This window comes from Planktothrix sp. FACHB-1365 (assembly GCF_014697575.1).
Classification (GTDB): Bacteria; Cyanobacteriota; Cyanobacteriia; order Cyanobacteriales; family Microcoleaceae; genus Planktothrix.
This window is the reverse complement of the sequence record NZ_JACJSC010000034.1, coordinates 18,604-38,227: the sequence shown is the minus strand read 5'-3', so window position 1 is coordinate 38,227 and position 19,624 is coordinate 18,604. Positions and strand designations below refer to the sequence as shown.

The window sequence follows — 19,624 nt, the reverse complement described above, 5'->3', positions numbered from 1 at the left end:
AATTATCTATCATAGATTAAACCGTATATTTTAAAAACTGATTTTATGAAACGAATTGTTTTAATTGCAGGGTTTGAATCTTTTAATGCTGATTTATATCGAAATGCTGCACAATTAGCCAGTGTTCGCTGTCCTGAGTTAGAGATTTTTGTCTTTAGCGATCGCGCTATTTCTACTGAACCGGATACCGTCGCAGCAGCGTTAGAAACTGCTGATGTTTTTTTTGCAAGTTTATTATTTGATTATGATCAAGTTTTATGGTTACGAGAACGAGTCCAAAAGATTCCCATTCGGTTAGTATTTGAATCTGCTTTAGAATTAATGAGTTTAACTCAAATTGGGGCGTTTAAAATTGGGGATAAACCCAAAGGAATGCCCAAACCTGTACAATTTATTCTGAGTAAATTTTCCAGTGGGAAAGAAGAAGATAAACTTGCGGGTTATATTAGCTTTCTGAAAACAGGGCCGAAATTATTAAAATTTATTCCGGTTAAGAAAGTTCAAGATCTCCGCAACTGGTTAATTATATATGGCTATTGGAATGCAGGGGGAACGGAAAATGTTGCCGCTATGTTTTGGACAATTGCCACCAATTATTTAGGGTTAACCGTTGGAGAAATTCCTCCGCCCATAGAAACGCCTAATATGGGATTATTACATCCCGATTATAACGGTTATTTTGAATCGCCTAAAGCTTATTTAGAATGGTATCACCACCAATATCCAGACGCAGTTAATAATCCTGTTGTGGGTCTTCTGTTATATCGGAAGCACGTTATTACTCAACAAAATTATATTCCTAAATTAATTCGCTATTTTCAACAGGATAATTTAACCCCCTTGCCGATTTTTATTAATGGCGTTGAAGGTCATGTTGCGGTTAGAGATTGGATGACAACAACGGATGAATTAAATAAGCGAGAACAGGGAAATATTGAAACCTTATCCTTATCTAAAGATGCTGTAAAGGTTGATGCTATTGTTTCAACCATTGGGTTTCCCTTAGTTGGAGGGCCAGCAGGTTCGATGGAAGCCGGACGACAGGTAGAAATTGCTAAAGGGATTTTAACCGTCAAAAACGTTCCTTATTTTATTGCAGCACCCCTATTAATTCAAGATTTATTATCTTGGACTCGTCAAGGAATAGGGGGGTTACAAAGCGTTGTTTTATATGCTTTACCGGAACTCGATGGTGCTATTGATACAGTTCCTTTAGGGGGGTTAGTTGGAGAAGAAATTTATTTAATTCCTGAACGAGTAAAACGGTTAACCGGACGGGTGAAAAGTTGGATAAAACTCAGACAAAAACCGCCTGAAAACCGCAAAGTTGCTATTATTTTATATGGATTTCCCCCCGGATATGGCGCAACCGGAACCGCAGCGTTATTGAATGTACCCCAGAGCTTAATCAAGGTTTTGAAGGCTTTAAAACAACAAGGATATAGTGTTGGAGAGTTGCCGGAAACGGGTGAAAGTTTAATTCAGAAGGTTAAAATAGCGGATGAAACCTTAGAAGTAAAACAGAACTTTGTGTTGGCTGAGGGTTCGGTTATTTCTAATCAAGTTAATGTAGAAAAATTAGAAAAATGGTTAGGCTATTTACAACGAAGCCGTGTTGAGAAACAATGGAAATCCTTAACAGAAACTGGGATAAAAACCTGGGGAGAAGATTATCATATTGGCGGTATTCAACTGGGTAATATTTGGATTGGAGTTCAACCGCCTTTAGGGTTATCGGGTGATCCGATGCGGTTAATGTTTGAACGAGATTTAACCCCCCATCCCCAATATACAGCCTTTTATCAATGGTTACAAAAAGACTTTCAAGCCGATGCTATTGTTCATTTTGGAATGCACGGAACTGTTGAATGGTTGCCCGGTTCACCGTTAGGAAATACGGGCTATTCTTGGTCAGATATTTTACTGGGAAATCTGCCCAATTTATATCTGTATGCTGCCAATAATCCCTCAGAATCTATTTTAGCAAAACGTCGAGGTTATGGGGTGTTAATTTCCTATAATGTTCCGCCTTATGGTCGCGCCGGACTCTATAAACAATTGGTATCTTTACGGGAATTAATTGCAGAATATCGAGAAGAGCCCCAGAAAAACTCGACCCTTCAAGAGGTAATTAGTCAGCAAATTGTGGATATGGGTTTAGAGGTAGATTGTCCCTTTGAGGAAGGAAAAAAATTAGGAATTGCTTTTAATTTAGAAAATGCTCGATTATTTAGTGTGGAAGTTCTCTACAATTATTTTATCAAAATTTATGATTATTTGCAAGTGCTTGAACAGCGATTATTTTCCTCTGGATTACATACCTTTGGAGAAAACCCAACAGAAGAGGAATTAACAACTTATCTGAATGCTTATTCCACTGAATCAATGAATGAGTTAACCCCAGAAACAGAAACTCAAATTCGCGGTTTATTGCTGCAAACTTCCGATGAATTAACGAATTTATTACGAGGATTAAATGGAGAATATATTCCTCCCGCCCCCGGTGGGGATTTACTGCGAGATGGGCCGGGAGTGTTGCCAACTGGACGCAATATTCATGCGTTAGATCCCTATCGAATGCCTTCTGCTGCGGCCTATTTAAGAGGGCGGGAAATCGCTCAAAAAATCATCGCTCAACAGTTAGCAGAAACGGGGAATTATCCTGAAACGGTGGCGGTGATGTTATGGGGTTTAGATGCGATTAAAACGCGGGGAGAGTCATTAGGAATTATCTTAGAATTAGTCGGAGCGGAACCTGTTAAAGAAGGAACTGGACGAATTGTTCGTTATGAATTACAACCGTTAGAAAATATCAATCATCCTCGCATTGATGTTTTAGCAAATTTATCGGGAATTTTTCGAGATAGTTTTGCCAATATTATTGAATTATTAGATGATTTATTTTTGCGGGCTGCAAACGCAGAAGAACCCGAAGATCAAAATTTTATTAAAAAACACGCTTTACAGTTGCGATCGCAAGGTGTAGAAAACCCCTCAGCCCGTTTATTTTCTAATCCATCGGGGGATTTTGGTTCATTAGTAAATGATCAAATTGTAGATGGAAATTGGGAATCTGGGGACGAATTAGCGAACACCTGGAAAGGGCGAAATGTCTTTAGTTATGGTCGCCAAGATAAAGGACAAGCTCGACCGGAAGTGATGACTCAATTGTTAAACACAATGGATAATATTGTGCAAGAAATTGATTCTGTTGAATATGGATTAACAGATATTCAAGAATATTATGCCAATACAGGAGGATTAAAACGGGCAGCCGAACAACATCAAGGTAAAAAAGTCAAGGCTAATTTTATTGAAAGTTTTTCTAAAGATACAACGCCTCGGCTATTAGACGATTTATTAAGAATTGAATATCGAACAAAATTATTAAACCCTAAATGGGCAGATGCAATGGTGAATCAAGGAAGTGGAGGGGCTTATGAAATTTCTCAACGAATGACAGCATTAATGGGTTGGGGAGGAACAACTAATTTTAAAGAAAATTGGGTATATGATCAAGCTGCTAAAACCTATGCGTTAGATGAAAAAAGGGCTAATCAATTAAGACAAGCAAACCCCGAAGCTTTTCGTAATATTGTCGGTCGAATGTTAGAAGCGCAGGGTCGTGGATTTTGGGAAACCGATGCAGAAACTTTAGAAAAATTAAGAGCACTGTATGATTTAACCGAACAAGAATTAGAAGGAATAACGGTTTAATGTGTACCATTTTTGAGATCGCCGTTTAAAATTGATCAGTGGTAGCAATAATGGCAGATGTAGGAGATTTCTTGATAATGGCAAAACCGTTGATTGTGTCAACAGAAGTTCCCACCCCTAACCCCCTAATAATCGGGGGTTTCCACGCGCTATCTGATTCTTTGCGTTTGAAAGTAATTGAACTATTGCGGGAACAAGAATTATGTGTGTGCGAACTCTGTGAACAATTAAACGTTCCTCAGTCTAAATTGTCTTTTCACTTAAAAATTTTGAAAGAAGCACGATTAGTTCGGAGTCGTCAAGAAGGACGATGGATTTACTATAGTCTCAACTGTAGCCAATTTGCAGTTTTAGAAGAATATTTGGTGCAATACCAGCATCTTAGTTCTATCATAACATCCCACAAAAGTTGTGATTGAAGGTAGAAGGTAGCTCAACGGCATCCTATTGGGGAAAAAAGGGGAATGGGCTGTATCTTTTTTAACAGCCTTGAAAGAGCATTTTGTTTAGATGACCTTAAACACTTCAATTCTTAATATTAATTTCAATCTTAAGACATATAACTATATTTTGTTTAACTCTCAGAACTGAACTGAATAGGGCTATAATTAAAGTATCAAGGTATACTTTTAAAATCAATTCTGAAATCTGACATTTTATGTCAAAATAAATAATGGTGTACACTGGAGAGTAAAAAGGATGACCAACCGAGGTTCGTTTTACTGGAGTTCTCGTTATCGAGGAAATGCAACCCCTGAAAATGTTGTGTTTAATGCTAATTTGCAGGAATTTGCTCAGAAGGTCAACTTTATTGTTGGCTTGCAAACCAGTGGGAAACTTTCGGTAGAAGAATCTTATGTACAAATTGAAACCTTATGGGAACAACTTCGAGAAAGTAAACAACATCTGGGAATTGGCAAAAAAGCGGGATAACAGCCTGAATTTAGAGTCATCAAAAAAAGGGTACAGTTCATCTGTACCTTTTTTTTTAAGGACAATGTGTAAAATATTTTTCACGGAAAGTAAAACTATAAACAGGAAGTTCTGCTTTTTTAAAGAAAAATGTAAAAGTTTGATAAAGTTCATCTATAATCGTGGCATAATTACCTCAAGTAGTTCTATTCTAAACACTATAGTATTTGAAGTTTCACGTCAAAAATTGTACACAACTCTATCTAAAGATAGACCTAGAATAACCTCATTTTAGCTCATAATTTTGAACTTAGGGATAAAGATATTGCACCATCAGATCCAAGGAATTTATAAGGATAGGTATTTCAAACCCACTCAATGCTAAAGGCTAACATTTTTAAATCTCCTGTTTCCAAAACCTATTTACGGTTAACATCCTCATGGTATCTCTTAGTAAACAAGCAATTCAAGGTACAATTTGGACTCTCTTCGGCTATGGAGGTAGCCAAGTCTTACGATTTGGGGGAAACCTAATCCTTACTCGTCTTCTAGTCCCTGAATTATTTGGTTTGATGGCATTAGTTAATACCTTTATTATAGGTCTTAACCTATTTTCAGATATTGGAATTCGCCCTAGTATTATCCGTAGTCAACGGGGAGATGATCCTGATTTTTTGAATACAGCCTGGACATTACAAGTGTTCAGAGGTTTTACATTATGGGTAGGATGTTGCCTTCTTGCTGGGTCTGCATCTCAATTCTATAATGAACCCAAACTGTTGTGGATTATGCCTATTATTGGTTTTGGAACAGTTCTATCGGGTTTTAACTCAACAGCTTTAGCAACTTTAAACCGTAACTTAGCATTAAATAGACTGATCATCTACGATTTTTTTGTTCAAGTTACAAGCCTCAGTATTATGATTATTTGGGCTTGGATTAATCCTACAATCTGGGCTTTAATGAGTGGAACACTTGTCGGTTCGTTCTTGGGTTTAATTAGAAGTCATCTCTTGAATGAAGGCAGTCCCAACCGTTTTGCTTGGGATAAAAAAGCCCTTGAGGAAATCTTTTCCTTTGGTCGGTGGATTTTTCTCTCCACGGCAATGACTTTTTTAGCAACTCAAAGTGATCGCCTTATTTTGGGTAAATTAATATCCTTAGAAACATTAGCCATCTATACAGTTGCTTATGCCTTAGCCGACTTACCAAGACAACTGATGAACAAAATCAGTAGTCAAGTTCTCTTTCCCGTCTTTTCTAAACAAATGGATCTTCCTAGGGAGGATTTAAGAAAAAAACTTTTAAGAAAACGTTGGGTTATCCTGATAGGACTCAGTTTACTGATTACCGTTTTATTTGGCTTGGGAGACCTCATTATTTTAGCTTTATATGATAATAGATATCAAGAAGCAGCCTGGATGTTACCTATCCTTTCTTTGGGATTATGGCCTATTGTACTTTGTTCAACTCTGGATAAAATTTTATATGCGCAGGGAAAACCCCAATATTCTACGATCGGATACTTCTTAAAATTTTGTTATATGATCATCTTGTTACCTTGGTCTTTTAAACATTTTAATTTTTTAGGAATTATTATTACGATTACTTGTAATGATATTCCTTACTATATAGTCGTTAATTATGGACTTTGGAAAAACAAAGTTTCTCTAATTAAGCAAGATTTGGAGGCCAGTTTATTGTTGATACTCTTACTCATCACGGTACTTGGGTTGCGATATCAACTAGGTCTAGGATTGCCTTTTGCTCAAATTTTATAATTGAGAAATCGTGCCAATACTTGTTCAGAAATCACTATAAGCTACAGTCAGTAATTTCTTGATCAGAGGTGTTTTCTAATGATTAAACCCCAATTTATCATCATCGGTGCAGCTAAATCGGGAACAACAACACTCTATCAATATTTGTGTCGCCATCCCCAGATCTTTATGTCTACTCCAAAAGAACCGGACTTCTTTTCTGTAGATACTCACTATGATCGAGGAATGGACTGGTATGAATCCTTATTTGGTCAAGCAAAACCTGATCAAATTTGTGGTGAAGCCTCAACGACCTATTCCCGCTTACAACAATATCCCCATACGGTAGAACGTCTAGTCAAAGCTTTACCCGAGGTGAAACTGATTTATATTATGAGGCATCCCGTAGACCGGGCCTATTCGTTCTACATTCATCGCTTTAAAGGAGCTCGCCATAAACCAGAATTAGCGGTGGAAAAAACCTTTGAAGAAACCATTGTCAAACAAAGTGAATTTATTGACAGTAGTTTTTATTTCTATCAAATCGAACAGTATCTGAAATTTTATCCCCGTGAGTCATTCCTCTTCCTGCCCATGGAAGACTTAATTCAACGACCTCACGAGACGATTTGCCAAATTCTCACGTTTATCGGTGCTGATCCCCAGATTAATTTGACCGAGGAAAGTACCATTGTTGCCAATAAAGCCGAGGATGATTCAGAATGGTTTGTAAGGAAAAAAATGACCTCTTCCTTCAACAAAATTCCAGGGTTTGAGCAGTTAAAAGCTTTCTTTCCCAAATCCTGGAAGGATCAAGCCTACCAATGGCTACGCCGTGCCAAATACCAACAATGGAAATCCCAACAATATATGCCCCCTCCCATGCTGGCCGAAACTCGCCAAATGTTATTAGAAAAATTTCGACAACCCAACCAGCAACTCGCTGAATTTTTAAATTGGGACTTATCTCACTGGAACCGTTAAAATCGACATTTTCAATCATTAACTCTAGGAGAAAAATCATGACACAATCCTTAAGCTTTTGTCTGGATTTAAACAAGTTAAACGATTTAGCCGAAAATCATTGGAAATCCTACGCTGAAGCGGAACCCTTTCCCCATATTGTTATTGATAATTTTCTTCCCGAATCGGTCTTAGATGAAATATTGGAAGAATTTCCTAAACCCGGACAAATCAATTGGAGACAATTTGATGCAGCGGCTGAAAAAAAGTTAGCTTCTACCTCCGAACTGCAAATGGGTGAAGCCACCCGGTTTTTACTCTATCAATTAAATTCTTCCGTTTTCCTCAAATTTTTAGAAAAACTTACGGGAATTTCAGGAATTATTCCTGATCCTTACTTTCAAGGTGGAGGACTTCACCAAATTGAAAGGGGAGGATTTTTAAAAATGCACGTTGACTTTAATAAACATAAAGGTTTTGGTTTAGATCGGCGCTTAAATATGCTCATCTATTTAAATAAAAATTGGCAAGAAGAATATGGGGGTCATTTTGAAATGTGGGATCGAGAAATGACCCACTGTATTAAAAAAATTCTTCCCATTTTTAATCGGTGTGTAATCTTCAGTACCTCAGACTTTTCGTATCATGGTCATCCTGACCCTTTAACTTGTCCAGAGGGAATAACTCGCAAATCATTAGCCCTTTATTACTACACGAATGGTCGTCCTCCTGAAGAAATTTCTGGCACTCATTCGACGGTATTCCAAGCCCGACCTGAGGATAATTTAAACTCGAAACCTTCTCCAGTTCCCTTGAAAACTCTGGTAAAAAAATTCATTCCGCCCATTATTTTTGATCTGGGCAAAGCTATTAACCACAAATCCTAATTAGGGGATGTCTAAAAATTTTATAAATACCAGAAATTATTCACTCCATTTATGACACCCCAAGCCCAATTCGCTTTATTAATCTTGCTGCCCACTGTTCTATTTTTATTTAAACGGTTTCCAACCGATAGAGCAGTGGTGATCAGTTTTATTCTGGCGTGGCTGTTCCTTCCCCAGCGTACTTCATTTTCCTTCCCCGGTTTTCCCGATTATAATCGCGCTACAGCCACCAGTTACAGCATTCTGCTGGCAACTTATTTGTATCATCGCCAAACCTTCCGTACTTTTAAATTTGGATGGCTAGACATCCCCATGCTGATTTGGTGTATTAGTCCTTTTATTTCATCGATAACCAATGATTTAGGCTCCTATGATGGATTGTCAGCAACTGTAGACCAAATTATTGAGTATGGTATTCCTTACTTTTTAGGTCGCTTATATCTCAATAGTTTTAAAGGTCTACACCAATTAGCAGTGGGTATTTTTATTAGTGGGATTATTTACGCACCTTTATGCTTAGTAGAAAACTTTATTAGTCCCCAACTGCATCGGATAGTGTATGGCTATCATGGCATTAACCAGTTTTCTCAATCTTACCGTTTAGGAGGATATAGACCTAGTGTTTTTATGAAGCATGGTTTAAGCGTGGGAATGTGGATGATGGCAGCCACGTTAATTGCCCTGTGGTTGTGGCAATCAGGAGCCTTAAAAAAGTTCTTGGATATTCCTATGAACCTTTGGTTTATTGGGCTATATATCACTCATCTTTTAGTTCGTTCTACAGGGGCTTATATTTATATGATTTTGGGAATCATCATTTTATATTGTTCCAAATTCCTAAACAACAGTTTTCCCAAGATACTGTTAATTTTACTGTTATCTTTTTATCTCTATTTAGGGGTCACGGGGAACTTTACCGGAGAAAAAGCAGATAAAATTGTTCAGGTTGCAAATGACATAGCGGGCCCTGAACGAGCGCAATCTTTAGAGTTTAGATTTAACAATGAAGAAAAATTAGTTGAAAAAGCAAGAGAACGGATGTGGTTTGGTTGGGCAGGGTGGGGAAGAAATCGGATTTATATCTATAGTGAATCTACAGGAGAAAGGAAAGATATTTCCGTTACTGATAGTTTGTGGATTATTGCCTATGGGATTAATGGGGTCTTCGGGGTGATCGGCATCTTTGGAACGTCTTTGCTTCCCGCGCTGACGTTTTCACTATTTCGATATCCGGCTAAAACCTGGTTTCGTCCCCAGATTGCAGGAGCCTCCGTTATCAGTGTAGTTACCGTTTTATATGTACTAGATAACCTCTTAAATGATCAATATAATCCCGTTTTTACCCTAGCGAGTGGGGGTTTAGCTGGGTTATTGATGAACCCCAATCCCCAAGAATTCAATTCCTCTGTTGCTGGTTCTAGCAATACGATTAATAGCCAGGGGACAGAAAATCAAAAAATCCCGGCTACACCGCTTCTAATGACTACTAAAACTGTTAAGTCTATTCCTAAAGTCAATCCCAGAAAGTCTCGACCGATTCCGATTTCTGCAAAACCTAGTGTCAGTCTGCTTAAGCTTAATCGCCGAAAGTCTCGACCGATTCCGATTTCTGCAAAACCTAGTGCCACTATTCCTAAGCTCAATCGCAAAAAAAACTAGATCTTTCTAAGCCATTAAGCATTAATAATTTAACGGTTAAAAAAATATTTAAAGGAATTAATCATGTTTATATTTAATTTAGTAAAATTGAAGTTTAAAAAAAATATTGTATTATTTTTTATTGTTTTTATGGGAATAGGAATAATCATATCTAAAATGATTGATGATTCTCAGAATGGTTTCAAAGGAGTTGCATTCAGCCAAGGTTTATCAAATTCTCAATCTCCTCTAGGCATTAATTTGAGTGGTTTAGGGACTGCATCAACTCAATTTGCATTTATTGACTATTTTAAAGGTTCCCGCCAGTGGTTCACGACCTGTCGCAGTGTAAAAACATCAGACTGTCGAGGGGAATGGGATACAGAAGAATCTGAGCAATTAGATTTAGATGAACAAGGTTGGGTTAAATCCTTGCCTAAACCTGAAGATCCTCCCCGCTATACTGAAGTGGCAACAACGTTATTTAAAGATATTCCTAAAGATACTCCTATTTCTGGACAATATCTTGTTTTCTATGAGGGAGAAGGAACGTTAGAATATGGTTTAGCCGCTCAAAAAGATTCTAACCTTTCTAAACCCGGACAAGATGTGATTACAATTGATTTATCCAAATCAAATGGGGCGTTAATTGTAATTGCTGCAACTGATCCGAATCAAACCGGAAATTATATTCGGAATATTCGGGTAATTAAAGCAGAAGATCAAACTCGTTATCAACAAGGTGAACAATTTAATCCTGTTTTTTTGGATAAAATTAAAAAATTTAGAACTTTGCGATTTATGGATTGGATGCAAACCAATCATTCTCCTCAAAAAGAGTGGGAGAATAGACCAACACCTGCAACAGCAACCTATAGACGTTCAGGAGTTCCTTTAGAAGTGATGATTGCTTTAGCCAATCAAGTTCAAGCAGAGCCTTGGTTTAATATGCCCCATCAAGCAACCGATGAATATATCCAAAACTTTGCCCAGAAAGTAAAAGCTGAATTAAATCCTAATTTAAAGGTCTATATCGAGTTTTCTAATGAAGTTTGGAATTGGAATTTTAAACAAACTCATTATGCCTTAGAAGAAGGTCAAGCTCGATGGGGGAAAGATAAAAAAGATGCCTTTCGTCAGTGGTATGGAATGCGAACGGCTCAAATGTGTGAAATTTGGAAAAGGGAATTTGGAACTCAAGCTGATCGGGTTATTTGTGTGATTTCTACACAAACGAATTCAAAAGGAGCAGAACAAAAAGTTTTAGATTGTCCCTATTGGGTGAACGAAGGCAATAAACCCTGTTATCAAGGGATTGATGCCTATGCGATCGCCGGTTATTTTGATGGCTCTTTAGGAGATTTGGAGAATAGTAGTACGCTTGAATCGTGGATCAATCAGGGAGATACAGGAATTAATCAAGCTTTTCAACAGTTAAAAAAAGGAGGATTACTCCCCAAAGACCAACATAGTTTACTTGATCAGTATCAAACTTTTTTGTATCATGCAGAAGTCGCTAAATCCAAATCATTAACATTAGTAGCTTATGAAGGAGGACAACATTTAGTTGCCGATCGCAAACATCCTCAACAAGAACGCTTGACAAATTTCTTAATCCAACTCAATCGTAATCCGCAAATGTACGATACTTATTTACAACTGTTACAAGATTGGAAACAAGCTAGAGGAACTTTATTTATGCACTATGCTGATATCGGTAAACCGACAAAATATGGCAGTTGGGGAGCTTTAGAATCGGTCTATCAACCCACTTCACCCAAATATAAAGCTTTAGAGGATTTTATTGATCAAAATCCTTGTTGGTGGGAAAATTGTCGTTAGATGATCCGCTAACTGCTGACATTATTTTTATGTTTAAGGAGGAATGAATGGAGGAAATTACAGTTGAAAACAATAGTTTGATTAATCGGATTCGATGGGCGATTGTTATTATTAATTATCGCACTCCTCATCTCGTTATTAATTGTTTAAAATCCCTTGAAAATCAAGTGGAAATAGGGTATGATCAGGTGATTATTGTTGATAATGCTTCTGGGGATAATTCCGTTGAACTTTTGCAACAAACGATTACAGAAAATCAATGGTTTTCTTGGGTACAACTTCTTCCTTCTCCGGTGAATGGGGGATTTTCCGCCGGGAATAATTTAGGAATCAAAGCCATTGAAGCCGAAGCTTATTTATTACTCAATAGTGATACCATTGTCCGACCCGGAGCCCTTTCATCTTTACTTCACGCCTGGAAAACTCACCCCGAAGCGGGACTGATTAGTCCTCGTTTAGAATGGCCCGATAGTACCCCCCAAATTAGTTGTTTCCGCTATCATTCTCCCTTGAGTCAATTGATTGATGCTGCGGCGACAGGAATGATTACAAAACTGTTTCAACAATATGACGTACCGATGGAGGTTTCTAATACACCCTATCAACCGCAATGGACAAGTTTTGCTTGTGTTTTAATTCGTCGGGAGGTGATTGAACAAATTGGCTTTATGGATGAGGGCTATTTCATGTATTTTGATGATGTGGATTATTGTCGTCGCGTGAATCAGGCGGGCTGGCAGATTCTCCATTGGCCAGAGGCGAGGGTGGTGCATTTACGGGGTGGTAGTGGTTCAGTCAAAGCGGATATGGCGGCGCGGCGTCGTCCTCGCTCCTATCTCTATGCTTCTCGTTCTCGGTACTTTGCAAAATTTTATGGGATTACAGGGTTATGGTTAGCAAATCTCCTGTGGTTAGTCGGTCGGAGTTTGTCTTGGATTCGGGAATTAGTCGGAAATAAACAACCCCATACCTGCGAATTTCAAGCTCAAGATATTTGGATGAATTGTTTAACTCCCTTAAATCTATCTCAACAAGAATAATATGAATAAAACCCCTGATTTTATTATTATTGGCGCGATGAAATGTGCCACCAGTACCCTACATGAACAGTTGGCTTTACAACCCGGAATTTTTATGAGTCAACTCAAAGAACCTAATTTTTTTAGTAACGATGAGGAGTATGAAAAAGGCTGGAATTGGTATCTATCCCATTTTGAATCTGCACCTGTAGATGCCTTCTGTGGAGAATCTAGTACCCATTACACGAAATTACCCACTTATCCTGAAACCATTCAACGAATTCAGCACCATTTACCCAAGGCTAAATTTATTTATGTGATGCGACATCCGATTGATCGATTAGTGTCTCAATATATTCATGAATGGACACAAAAGGTGATCACAGAGGAAATTAATCTTGCTCTGAAAAACCATCCTGAATTAATTGATTATAGTTGCTATATGATGCAGCTTCAACCCTATTTTGAAACCTTTGGTCAAGATCGGGTATTACCAATTTTCTTTGAACGAATGCTTTCTTATCCCCAAGCGGAATTAGAACGGGTTTGTGAGTTTATTGGTTATCCCCAAAAGCCGATTTGGAACTTTGAACTAGAAGCCCAAAATGTCTCGACTGAACGTATGAGAAAAAGTGCTTGGCGGGATTTTTTAGTGGAAACTCCGGGTCTTCGAGAATTGCGACGTTTATTGGTTCCTAAATCTTTTCGGACTTGGGTTAGAAGTTGGTGGGCGATGAAGCAAAAACCAGAACTCACGCCAGAAAATCATGAGAATTTGCGATTAATTTTTAACTCAGATTTAGCTGTTTTAGGGTCTAAATTAGGAATAGAATTATCCTGTGATAATTTTAAATCCGTTGTCAAAAATCAAGCTTTTAATTGGGTTTAATTCTTAGCAATAGAGGAGGTTTGACCTTGAGTAGTATTGGATTAGTCGCCATTGGACGCAATGAAGGTGAACGGTTACGGAAATGTTTATCTTCCATCATCGGAAGCGTTGACAATGCAGTTTATGTTGATTCCGGTTCAACAGATAATTCTGTGGAAATAGCGAGATCCCTGGGTGTAGATGTTATAGAATTAGACTTATCTATACCCTTTACCGCAGCACGGGCTAGAAACACAGGTTTTGAATTTTTACTTCAGAAAAATCCTGAATTAAATTATATTCAATTTGTAGATGGTGACTGCGAAATTGTAGCGGGATGGTTAAACACAGCCCAACAAAAATTAGATGAAAATCCTAATATTGGGGTGGTGTGTGGACGACGACGAGAACGGTATCCTGATGCGTCAATTTATAACCGTCTTTGTGATATTGAGTGGAATACTCCTATTGGTGAAACTAAAGCTTGTGGTGGAGATGCCATGATGCGCGTAGAAGCGGTTCAACAAGTCTCTGGATTTAACCCCCAATTAATCGCAGGAGAAGAACCGGAATTGTGCGTTAGGCTACGACAAAAAGGATGGAAAATTGAGCGTTTAGAGGCAGAAATGACCCTCCATGATGCTCAAATGACTCGGTTTAGTCAATGGTGGAAACGCCATTTAAGAGCAGGTTACGCCTATGCAGAAGGAGCTTATTTACATGGAAAACCACCGGAAAACCATTGGGTGAGAGAAAGCCGTAGTATTTTGTTATGGGGGTTAATGATTCCTATCTTGGCTTTAATTTTAATATTACCAACCCATGAATCGAGCTTGATTTTATTTTTAGCTTATCCTTTATTAATTTATAAAACCTATCGCTATTCTAAAACCAGAGGATTTTCGAGTTCAGATTCTGCTTTGTACGCCCTGTCATGTATTGCTTCAAAATTTCCGGGATTAGTCGGACAAATCAAGTTTTATTTTAATCAAACCCTAGGAAAATCTAACCCCTTAATTGAATATAAGTAACCCCAATATATGCTGGATTTCCAGATTAACAACATTCCTAAGACCTTCTTACGAACCGACTGATTTAACTTTTAGAAGAGGATATAATCATGGTTTCTTCACCCCTCATCACTCATTCCCATCCCCTAATAATTGTTATTGTTAATTATCGAACAGCTTTTCTAACAATTGATTGTCTATACTCGTTAGTGAGTGAAGTTCAAGCATTACCCGGTACAAAAGTTGTTGTTTCCGATAACGCTTCTGGAGATGATTCTTGGACTCGAATTCAAGCCGTTATAGACCAAGAAAAATGGGGAGATTGGGTTTCTTTAATTCCCTTAGACCATAATGGTGGTTACGCCTTTGGGAATAATGCCGTTATTCGCCCGATTTTACAATCTGATTATCCTCCTTCCTATTTTTTACTGCTCAATCCCGATACAATTGTGCGTTCCGGTTCCTTAACGAAGCTGGTAGAATTTATGGAGGAAAATCCTGAAATTGGCATCGCTGGAAGCCGTTTAGAAGACCCCGATGGCACCCCTCAACGTTCTGCATTTCGGTTCCATACCTTGTGGGGAGAATTAGATAGCGGACTGCGCTTAGGATTTGTTTCTAAATTATTAGAAAAATGGGTTGTTGCGCCTCCGGTTTCTGAACAGGCTTGTCAAACGGATTGGGTTGCGGGTGCGAGTATGATTGTCCGGCGTTCTGTTTTTGAAACCATTGGTTTAATTGATGAAGATTATTTTATGTATTATGAGGAGATGGACTTTTGTTTACAGGCGAAAAAAGCGGGTTGGAATTGTTGGTATATTCCCGAAAGTCGAGTGGTTCATCTGGTGGGACAAAGTTCTGGGGTAACTGATACGAAATCTCCCCCAAAACGCCTTCCTCAATATTGGTTTGATTCCCGTCGTCGCTATTTTATAAAAAATTATGGTCAACTTTATGCAGCCTTAACCGATATGGTTTGGATACTGAGTTTTCTGACCTGGCAAGTTCGTCGCCAACTGCAAAATAAACCCAATTCCGACCCTCCTCAACTTTTGAGGGATTTTATTCGTTATAGTGTTTTGCTCAAAGGAAGTTAAATTGAGAATAACGACCGAAAACCGGATTTTTTGGAGATTGCCCCTTACTGCATAAATTGTGATTTTTGTCAAGATAGCCATTTAAGGCTAAGGCTTTCCTTCTCAAAACTCGTGCATCGCCACCTGAAAATTTTGTCAGTTAATCAAGATATTTGATGAGAACATAGGGGTTTCAGCTTTAGTTTTGACTTGTAGACACAATAACCCCTTGGGTGCTGTTTTTATTACTCTACCAGAACCCTCATGCTGTCGTCAACTACTTGAGATAAGTTTTCAATAAAATATCAAGATTTTATGACAATCTTTTAAAAAGCAAAACTATTCTAAAAAATAGATTAGAAAAACTTAATTTATTTGATCTTAATTTTGATTTAATTTAAAATGTATTGTAAAACAATTGAAGTTGTGATATATTTCAATTGCTGACCTAGACGACAACATTAGATTATTTCACTCTTAATTTGGGATAGCCACCCAGAACAGAATTGTTTTGTCAAAATGCTTATAGCAAATTCAACCTTATCAAGATTTTTTAGGGGATATGAATACAGCACAAAAAATTGAGATACAACGGACAACAACCCAAACCCAGCAGTTAGGACTTTGGGAACAAATTCAGGAAGATTGGATTGCTCATGACCGAGATTGGACGAAACCCGGATTTCAAGCGGTGGTAGTTCAACGCTTTGGGGTATGGAGAATGCAGATTAAATCGTTGATGTTTCGTGCCCCTTTGAGCTTTCTTTATCGAATGTTATATCGAAAAATTCGTAATACCTATGGGATTGAATTACCCTATAGTGTTGAACTGGGTCGTCGTGTAATTGTAGAACACCAACATGGGATTGTAATTCATGGAAATAGTGTGATTGGGGATGATTGTATTATTCGCCAAGGAGTGACTTTAGGAAATCGTTATTTAGATCAACCTTTCCATGCTCCTAAATTAGGAAAACGGGTTAATATTGGTGCAGGGGCGAAAATTTTGGGAAATGTGACCATTGGCGATGATGTTTGCATTGGTGCGAATGCGGTTGTACTTTCCGATATTCCATCCGGTGAAACTGTCGTTGGAATTCCGGCTCAAATTATCCGTTCAAAGCCTTCTCAAAACCTACATTTAAGCTGATCACCCACTTTTTTGAAATGCAAAGAAGGCTATTCAACAGTTACCGAACAAAACGGAGAGGGTGGGATTCGAACCCACGAGGAGTGCAAGACCCCTAACAGATTTCGAGTCTGCCGCATTCGACCAACTCTGCCACCTCTCCAAACCTGAAATGATTCAGATCGTATTTTAGACGACTTTTCGATTATAGCAGGGAACGGGGAACAGGGAAGCGGAAACGGGAAAAACATTTCAGGGTTTAGGTTTGCTGCGTCAGTCTATTAAAGCAAAGACCCATCTGTTTCATCAAAATCTAAAGTTGTTTCAAAACCTTGAGTCGGTGTCCATCTAATAGCTCCATCTCGACCCGTCCAAAAGATTTGAGTTTGTTGTTGACTTAGGATTTGTACCGTTTTAGGATCAATAGAATTAGAAGAAGCGATCGCTATTTTAGGCTTGAATACAGATAAAATTTCTGGGCTTAAGGGTTCTCCTGACCACCACAACACCTGAGTCGGGGTTAAACTTTGACTTTCCATCAACTGTTTTTGGTCATTAATAGAGGTTTCTCCTAATAATGTCCAAATGTTTTGACCCATTTCAAATCGAATGATTGGGGGCTGAGGATTTAATAATTCAAGTTTCACAGAACCTAACATCACAGGTTGACGTAATATTAAAGGAACATAAGCTCCTTTTTGTTGAGCTAACGCTTTCAAAATGACATCATTGGTAGCTTGATAGGTTTTTTTAGGGGCTGGATTATCGTAAAATCTTTTAATCGGAACATTCTCTAAAATAAACGGCCAACCAATACTTAAACCCAGTTGGGGATGAGTCGCAACTGACCCTTGAATTTCATTGACACCCTGAGCATTTAAAAACGGTAAAACGACAAATTGGGCTGTGTTCTGACTTCCACTATTAATTAAAGTTACTTTTCCTTTTTCTTCAATCACTAAAATCGGTTCTTTAGGTGTACCGAGAATCGTGGCTTGAAATTGGGTTGTTTTAGTATACCAACCCGGTGCAACCACTATTAATATAGCACAAGTCACTGCAAATAAAAGAGGAATCCAGCCTTTTTTAGAAGTCAAAATTTTGGGATTTTCTTGAGGATTCACCCAGATAAAATAACCCCAAATTAAAAGATTTAAACTATAGAGGGTAATCAATTGTATTAGGGAAATACTGCCCACCGCAATAGAATTTCCGGGAAGGTGACTAAAATAATCGGCTGTTTCAATTAAACCTAAAATTGGATAATGAAGAACTTGGGAAATCGCACTTCCAAATCCCGGCATGAATAAAGCGACTAAGGCACTTGCCATACCTCCTAATGTAATAATTGAAATCAGAGGAGAAGCAATAATATTAACCAGAATACTATAGGGCGATAAAACTTTAAAAATGTAGAGTTGTAGGGGTAATGTCCAAATCATGACGGCTAAAGGAACGGCGATTAAAGAAGCGAAAAAGGGAGGCATCCAATTTAACCGTTGCATTAAGGGAGGAACTGTGACCATTAATCCCAATGTGGCTAAAAAACTCAGTTGAAATCCGATATCCGATATCCAAAGGGGGTTAACAATTAATAATAATATAGCTACCAGTAATAATACATTTAAGGGTTTAGTTTGACGTTGGGTTAAAAGGGCAATTAATACCGCTAATCCCATTAACGTTGCTCGTAAAACAGAAGGTGAAATCCCCGTTAAACCCAAGTAAAACAGAAGCGTTAATAATCCTAAAATAAATCGAATTTGGGGAGAAAATCTTTGAGTAAGAGCTAAAATAACTCCCAATAAAAATGAAACTTGAAATCCTGAAGCTGCTAGAATATGAGCGAGTCCAACTTGAACAAACGTATCTCGAATATCGTAAGGTAAATCAACCGCTAAACGGCCTAATACCATCGCACTCAGTAGCGAACCTTCAGGAACTCCTAATAATTTAGCTTGAGCGCGTGTAATGCGTTGGCGAATTTTCCACAATCCCCAAGGGGGAGGTTGACTATCATCATGACTAATATAACGTCCCCGCAATCCAGCAAAAGATCCTTGTTGAGCCAGATAGTTATAAAAATCAAATCCCCCTGGGTTTGAAGGGGGTTGAGGTTGATATAAACTTCCGGTAATCGCAACACTTTCTCCCGGATATAACCCCGTTGCTTTTAATAAAGGAACAGTCACATAAACTAAACCCTTCACATCTCGACTAACAGCAATCGGAGTATTATTATTTGTAATTTCATTAACTTGATTTACGTTTAACCAAAATTGTCCCCGTCCTGAACGAGTTAACCGGGGAATACTACCCACTTCTCCGCGAACCGTAATTAATAAATCTTGGCTATTCCCGCTATTAAGAATTAATTGACTAATATCATTTGTCGCTGGTTGAGGGGTTCTAATTTGTAAATAAACACTGGCTAAAAAAGCGGTGATTCCGGCTAATAACCACACCCAAAAGGGCAGTTTAGGACGAGGAGGTTTAGGGATTTTTGCAGCAAATTCAATCGGGTCAGTGAGAGCATCTTTGCGGGTTTCTTTTTGTTTAATAAACTGTTGAATTCTAGCTTTTCGCGATTGTTTTTGCTGATAAACTTGTTTCAGGGCTGTCGCAAGTGCTAATATAATTCCTAACCCTAATATTCCATAATTTACCCAAGGGATTGCACCTACTAGCAAACCTAAGAGATAAGCAAAAGCCAGAATAAAAATCACCGTTTGATTCATTCAATAATCAGGGAACAGGGAACAGTCAACTCTTTTATAGAGAACATCCTATCTGATAACAAGTG

At 38.1% G+C, this 19,624-nt stretch carries 14 protein-coding genes and 1 tRNA gene; 13 read left to right on the top strand and 2 right to left on the bottom strand.

Going from position 1 to position 19,624, the window contains the following annotated elements; all coding sequences use genetic code 11:
- Positions 1 to 45: 45 nt before the first annotated feature.
- The 13 genes from bchH to H6G57_RS24715 all read left to right on the top strand — a co-directional run bounded on the left by bchH (position 46) and on the right by H6G57_RS24715 (position 16,842).
- Complete coding sequence (gene bchH, locus H6G57_RS24775; protein ID WP_190523495.1) at positions 46 to 3,717, top strand: magnesium chelatase subunit H; 3,672 nt, start codon at positions 46 to 48, stop codon at positions 3,715 to 3,717.
- A gap of 77 nt (positions 3,718 to 3,794) precedes the next feature.
- Positions 3,795 to 4,136: a helix-turn-helix transcriptional regulator gene (locus H6G57_RS24770; RefSeq protein WP_190523493.1), complete on the top strand. Its 342-nt coding sequence runs from the start codon at positions 3,795 to 3,797 to the stop codon at positions 4,134 to 4,136.
- Between the two features lie 280 nt (positions 4,137 to 4,416).
- Positions 4,417 to 4,650: a hypothetical protein gene (locus H6G57_RS24765; RefSeq protein ID WP_190523491.1), complete on the top strand. Its 234-nt coding sequence runs from the start codon at positions 4,417 to 4,419 to the stop codon at positions 4,648 to 4,650.
- Between the two features lie 419 nt (positions 4,651 to 5,069).
- Complete coding sequence (locus H6G57_RS24760) at positions 5,070 to 6,410, top strand: oligosaccharide flippase family protein (protein ID WP_190523490.1); 1,341 nt, start codon at positions 5,070 to 5,072, stop codon at positions 6,408 to 6,410.
- A 78-nt stretch (positions 6,411 to 6,488) separates the two neighbouring features.
- Entirely contained in the window at positions 6,489 to 7,373 is an 885-nt protein-coding gene (locus H6G57_RS24755) for a sulfotransferase domain-containing protein (protein ID WP_190523488.1), read from the top strand.
- Positions 7,374 to 7,411: 38 nt separating this feature from the next.
- Complete coding sequence (locus H6G57_RS24750; RefSeq protein WP_190523486.1) at positions 7,412 to 8,239, top strand: 2OG-Fe(II) oxygenase; 828 nt, start codon at positions 7,412 to 7,414, stop codon at positions 8,237 to 8,239.
- A gap of 51 nt (positions 8,240 to 8,290) precedes the next feature.
- Entirely contained in the window at positions 8,291 to 9,898 is a 1,608-nt protein-coding gene (locus H6G57_RS24745) for an O-antigen ligase domain-containing protein (protein WP_190523484.1), read from the top strand.
- A gap of 63 nt (positions 9,899 to 9,961) precedes the next feature.
- Complete coding sequence (locus tag H6G57_RS24740; protein WP_190523482.1) at positions 9,962 to 11,719, top strand: cellulose-binding protein; 1,758 nt, start codon at positions 9,962 to 9,964, stop codon at positions 11,717 to 11,719.
- A gap of 47 nt (positions 11,720 to 11,766) precedes the next feature.
- A complete protein-coding gene (locus H6G57_RS24735) occupies positions 11,767 to 12,759 on the top strand; it encodes a glycosyltransferase family 2 protein (RefSeq protein ID WP_199314446.1) in 993 nt (330 codons plus the stop codon).
- A gap of 1 nt (position 12,760) precedes the next feature.
- Positions 12,761 to 13,627, top strand: coding sequence for a sulfotransferase (locus tag H6G57_RS24730; RefSeq protein WP_190523480.1), 867 nt, complete (start codon positions 12,761 to 12,763; stop codon positions 13,625 to 13,627).
- 26 nt (positions 13,628 to 13,653) lie between these two features.
- Complete coding sequence (locus H6G57_RS24725) at positions 13,654 to 14,637, top strand: glycosyltransferase (RefSeq protein WP_190523479.1); 984 nt, start codon at positions 13,654 to 13,656, stop codon at positions 14,635 to 14,637.
- A gap of 89 nt (positions 14,638 to 14,726) precedes the next feature.
- Positions 14,727 to 15,713, top strand: a complete 987-nt coding sequence (locus tag H6G57_RS24720; RefSeq protein ID WP_190523477.1) for a glycosyltransferase family 2 protein — start codon at positions 14,727 to 14,729, stop codon at positions 15,711 to 15,713.
- A 541-nt stretch (positions 15,714 to 16,254) separates the two neighbouring features.
- Entirely contained in the window at positions 16,255 to 16,842 is a 588-nt protein-coding gene (locus tag H6G57_RS24715) for a serine O-acetyltransferase (RefSeq protein ID WP_190523475.1), read from the top strand.
- 53 nt (positions 16,843 to 16,895) lie between these two features.
- Here H6G57_RS24715 and H6G57_RS24710 read toward each other — a convergent pair.
- Both H6G57_RS24710 and H6G57_RS24705 read right to left on the bottom strand, forming a co-directional pair.
- Positions 16,896 to 16,984 (bottom strand) — tRNA-Ser (locus H6G57_RS24710).
- A gap of 118 nt (positions 16,985 to 17,102) precedes the next feature.
- On the bottom strand, positions 17,103 to 19,559 hold the full coding sequence (locus tag H6G57_RS24705) for a ComEC/Rec2 family competence protein (protein WP_190523473.1): 2,457 nt from the start codon (positions 19,557 to 19,559) through the stop codon (positions 17,103 to 17,105).
- Positions 19,560 to 19,624: the final 65 nt, after the last annotated feature.

What these genes read in the sequence shown, in the direction of transcription:
- bchH (WP_190523495.1), top strand. Translation starts at nt 46, where the DNA reads ATGAAACGAATTGTTTTAATTGCAGGGTTTGAATCTTTTAATGCTGAT.
- H6G57_RS24770 (WP_190523493.1), top strand. Translation starts at nt 3,795, where the DNA reads ATGGCAAAACCGTTGATTGTGTCAACAGAAGTTCCCACCCCTAACCCC.
- H6G57_RS24765 (WP_190523491.1), top strand. Translation starts at nt 4,417, where the DNA reads ATGACCAACCGAGGTTCGTTTTACTGGAGTTCTCGTTATCGAGGAAAT.
- H6G57_RS24760 (WP_190523490.1), top strand. Translation starts at nt 5,070, where the DNA reads ATGGTATCTCTTAGTAAACAAGCAATTCAAGGTACAATTTGGACTCTC.
- H6G57_RS24755 (WP_190523488.1), top strand. Translation starts at nt 6,489, where the DNA reads ATGATTAAACCCCAATTTATCATCATCGGTGCAGCTAAATCGGGAACA.
- H6G57_RS24750 (WP_190523486.1), top strand. Translation starts at nt 7,412, where the DNA reads ATGACACAATCCTTAAGCTTTTGTCTGGATTTAAACAAGTTAAACGAT.
- H6G57_RS24745 (WP_190523484.1), top strand. Translation starts at nt 8,291, where the DNA reads ATGACACCCCAAGCCCAATTCGCTTTATTAATCTTGCTGCCCACTGTT.
- H6G57_RS24740 (WP_190523482.1), top strand. Translation starts at nt 9,962, where the DNA reads ATGTTTATATTTAATTTAGTAAAATTGAAGTTTAAAAAAAATATTGTA.
- H6G57_RS24735 (WP_199314446.1), top strand. Translation starts at nt 11,767, where the DNA reads ATGGAGGAAATTACAGTTGAAAACAATAGTTTGATTAATCGGATTCGA.
- H6G57_RS24730 (WP_190523480.1), top strand. Translation starts at nt 12,761, where the DNA reads ATGAATAAAACCCCTGATTTTATTATTATTGGCGCGATGAAATGTGCC.
- H6G57_RS24720 (WP_190523477.1), top strand. Translation starts at nt 14,727, where the DNA reads ATGGTTTCTTCACCCCTCATCACTCATTCCCATCCCCTAATAATTGTT.
- H6G57_RS24715 (WP_190523475.1), top strand. Translation starts at nt 16,255, where the DNA reads ATGAATACAGCACAAAAAATTGAGATACAACGGACAACAACCCAAACC.
- H6G57_RS24705 (WP_190523473.1), bottom strand. Translation starts at nt 19,559, where the DNA reads ATGAATCAAACGGTGATTTTTATTCTGGCTTTTGCTTATCTCTTAGGT.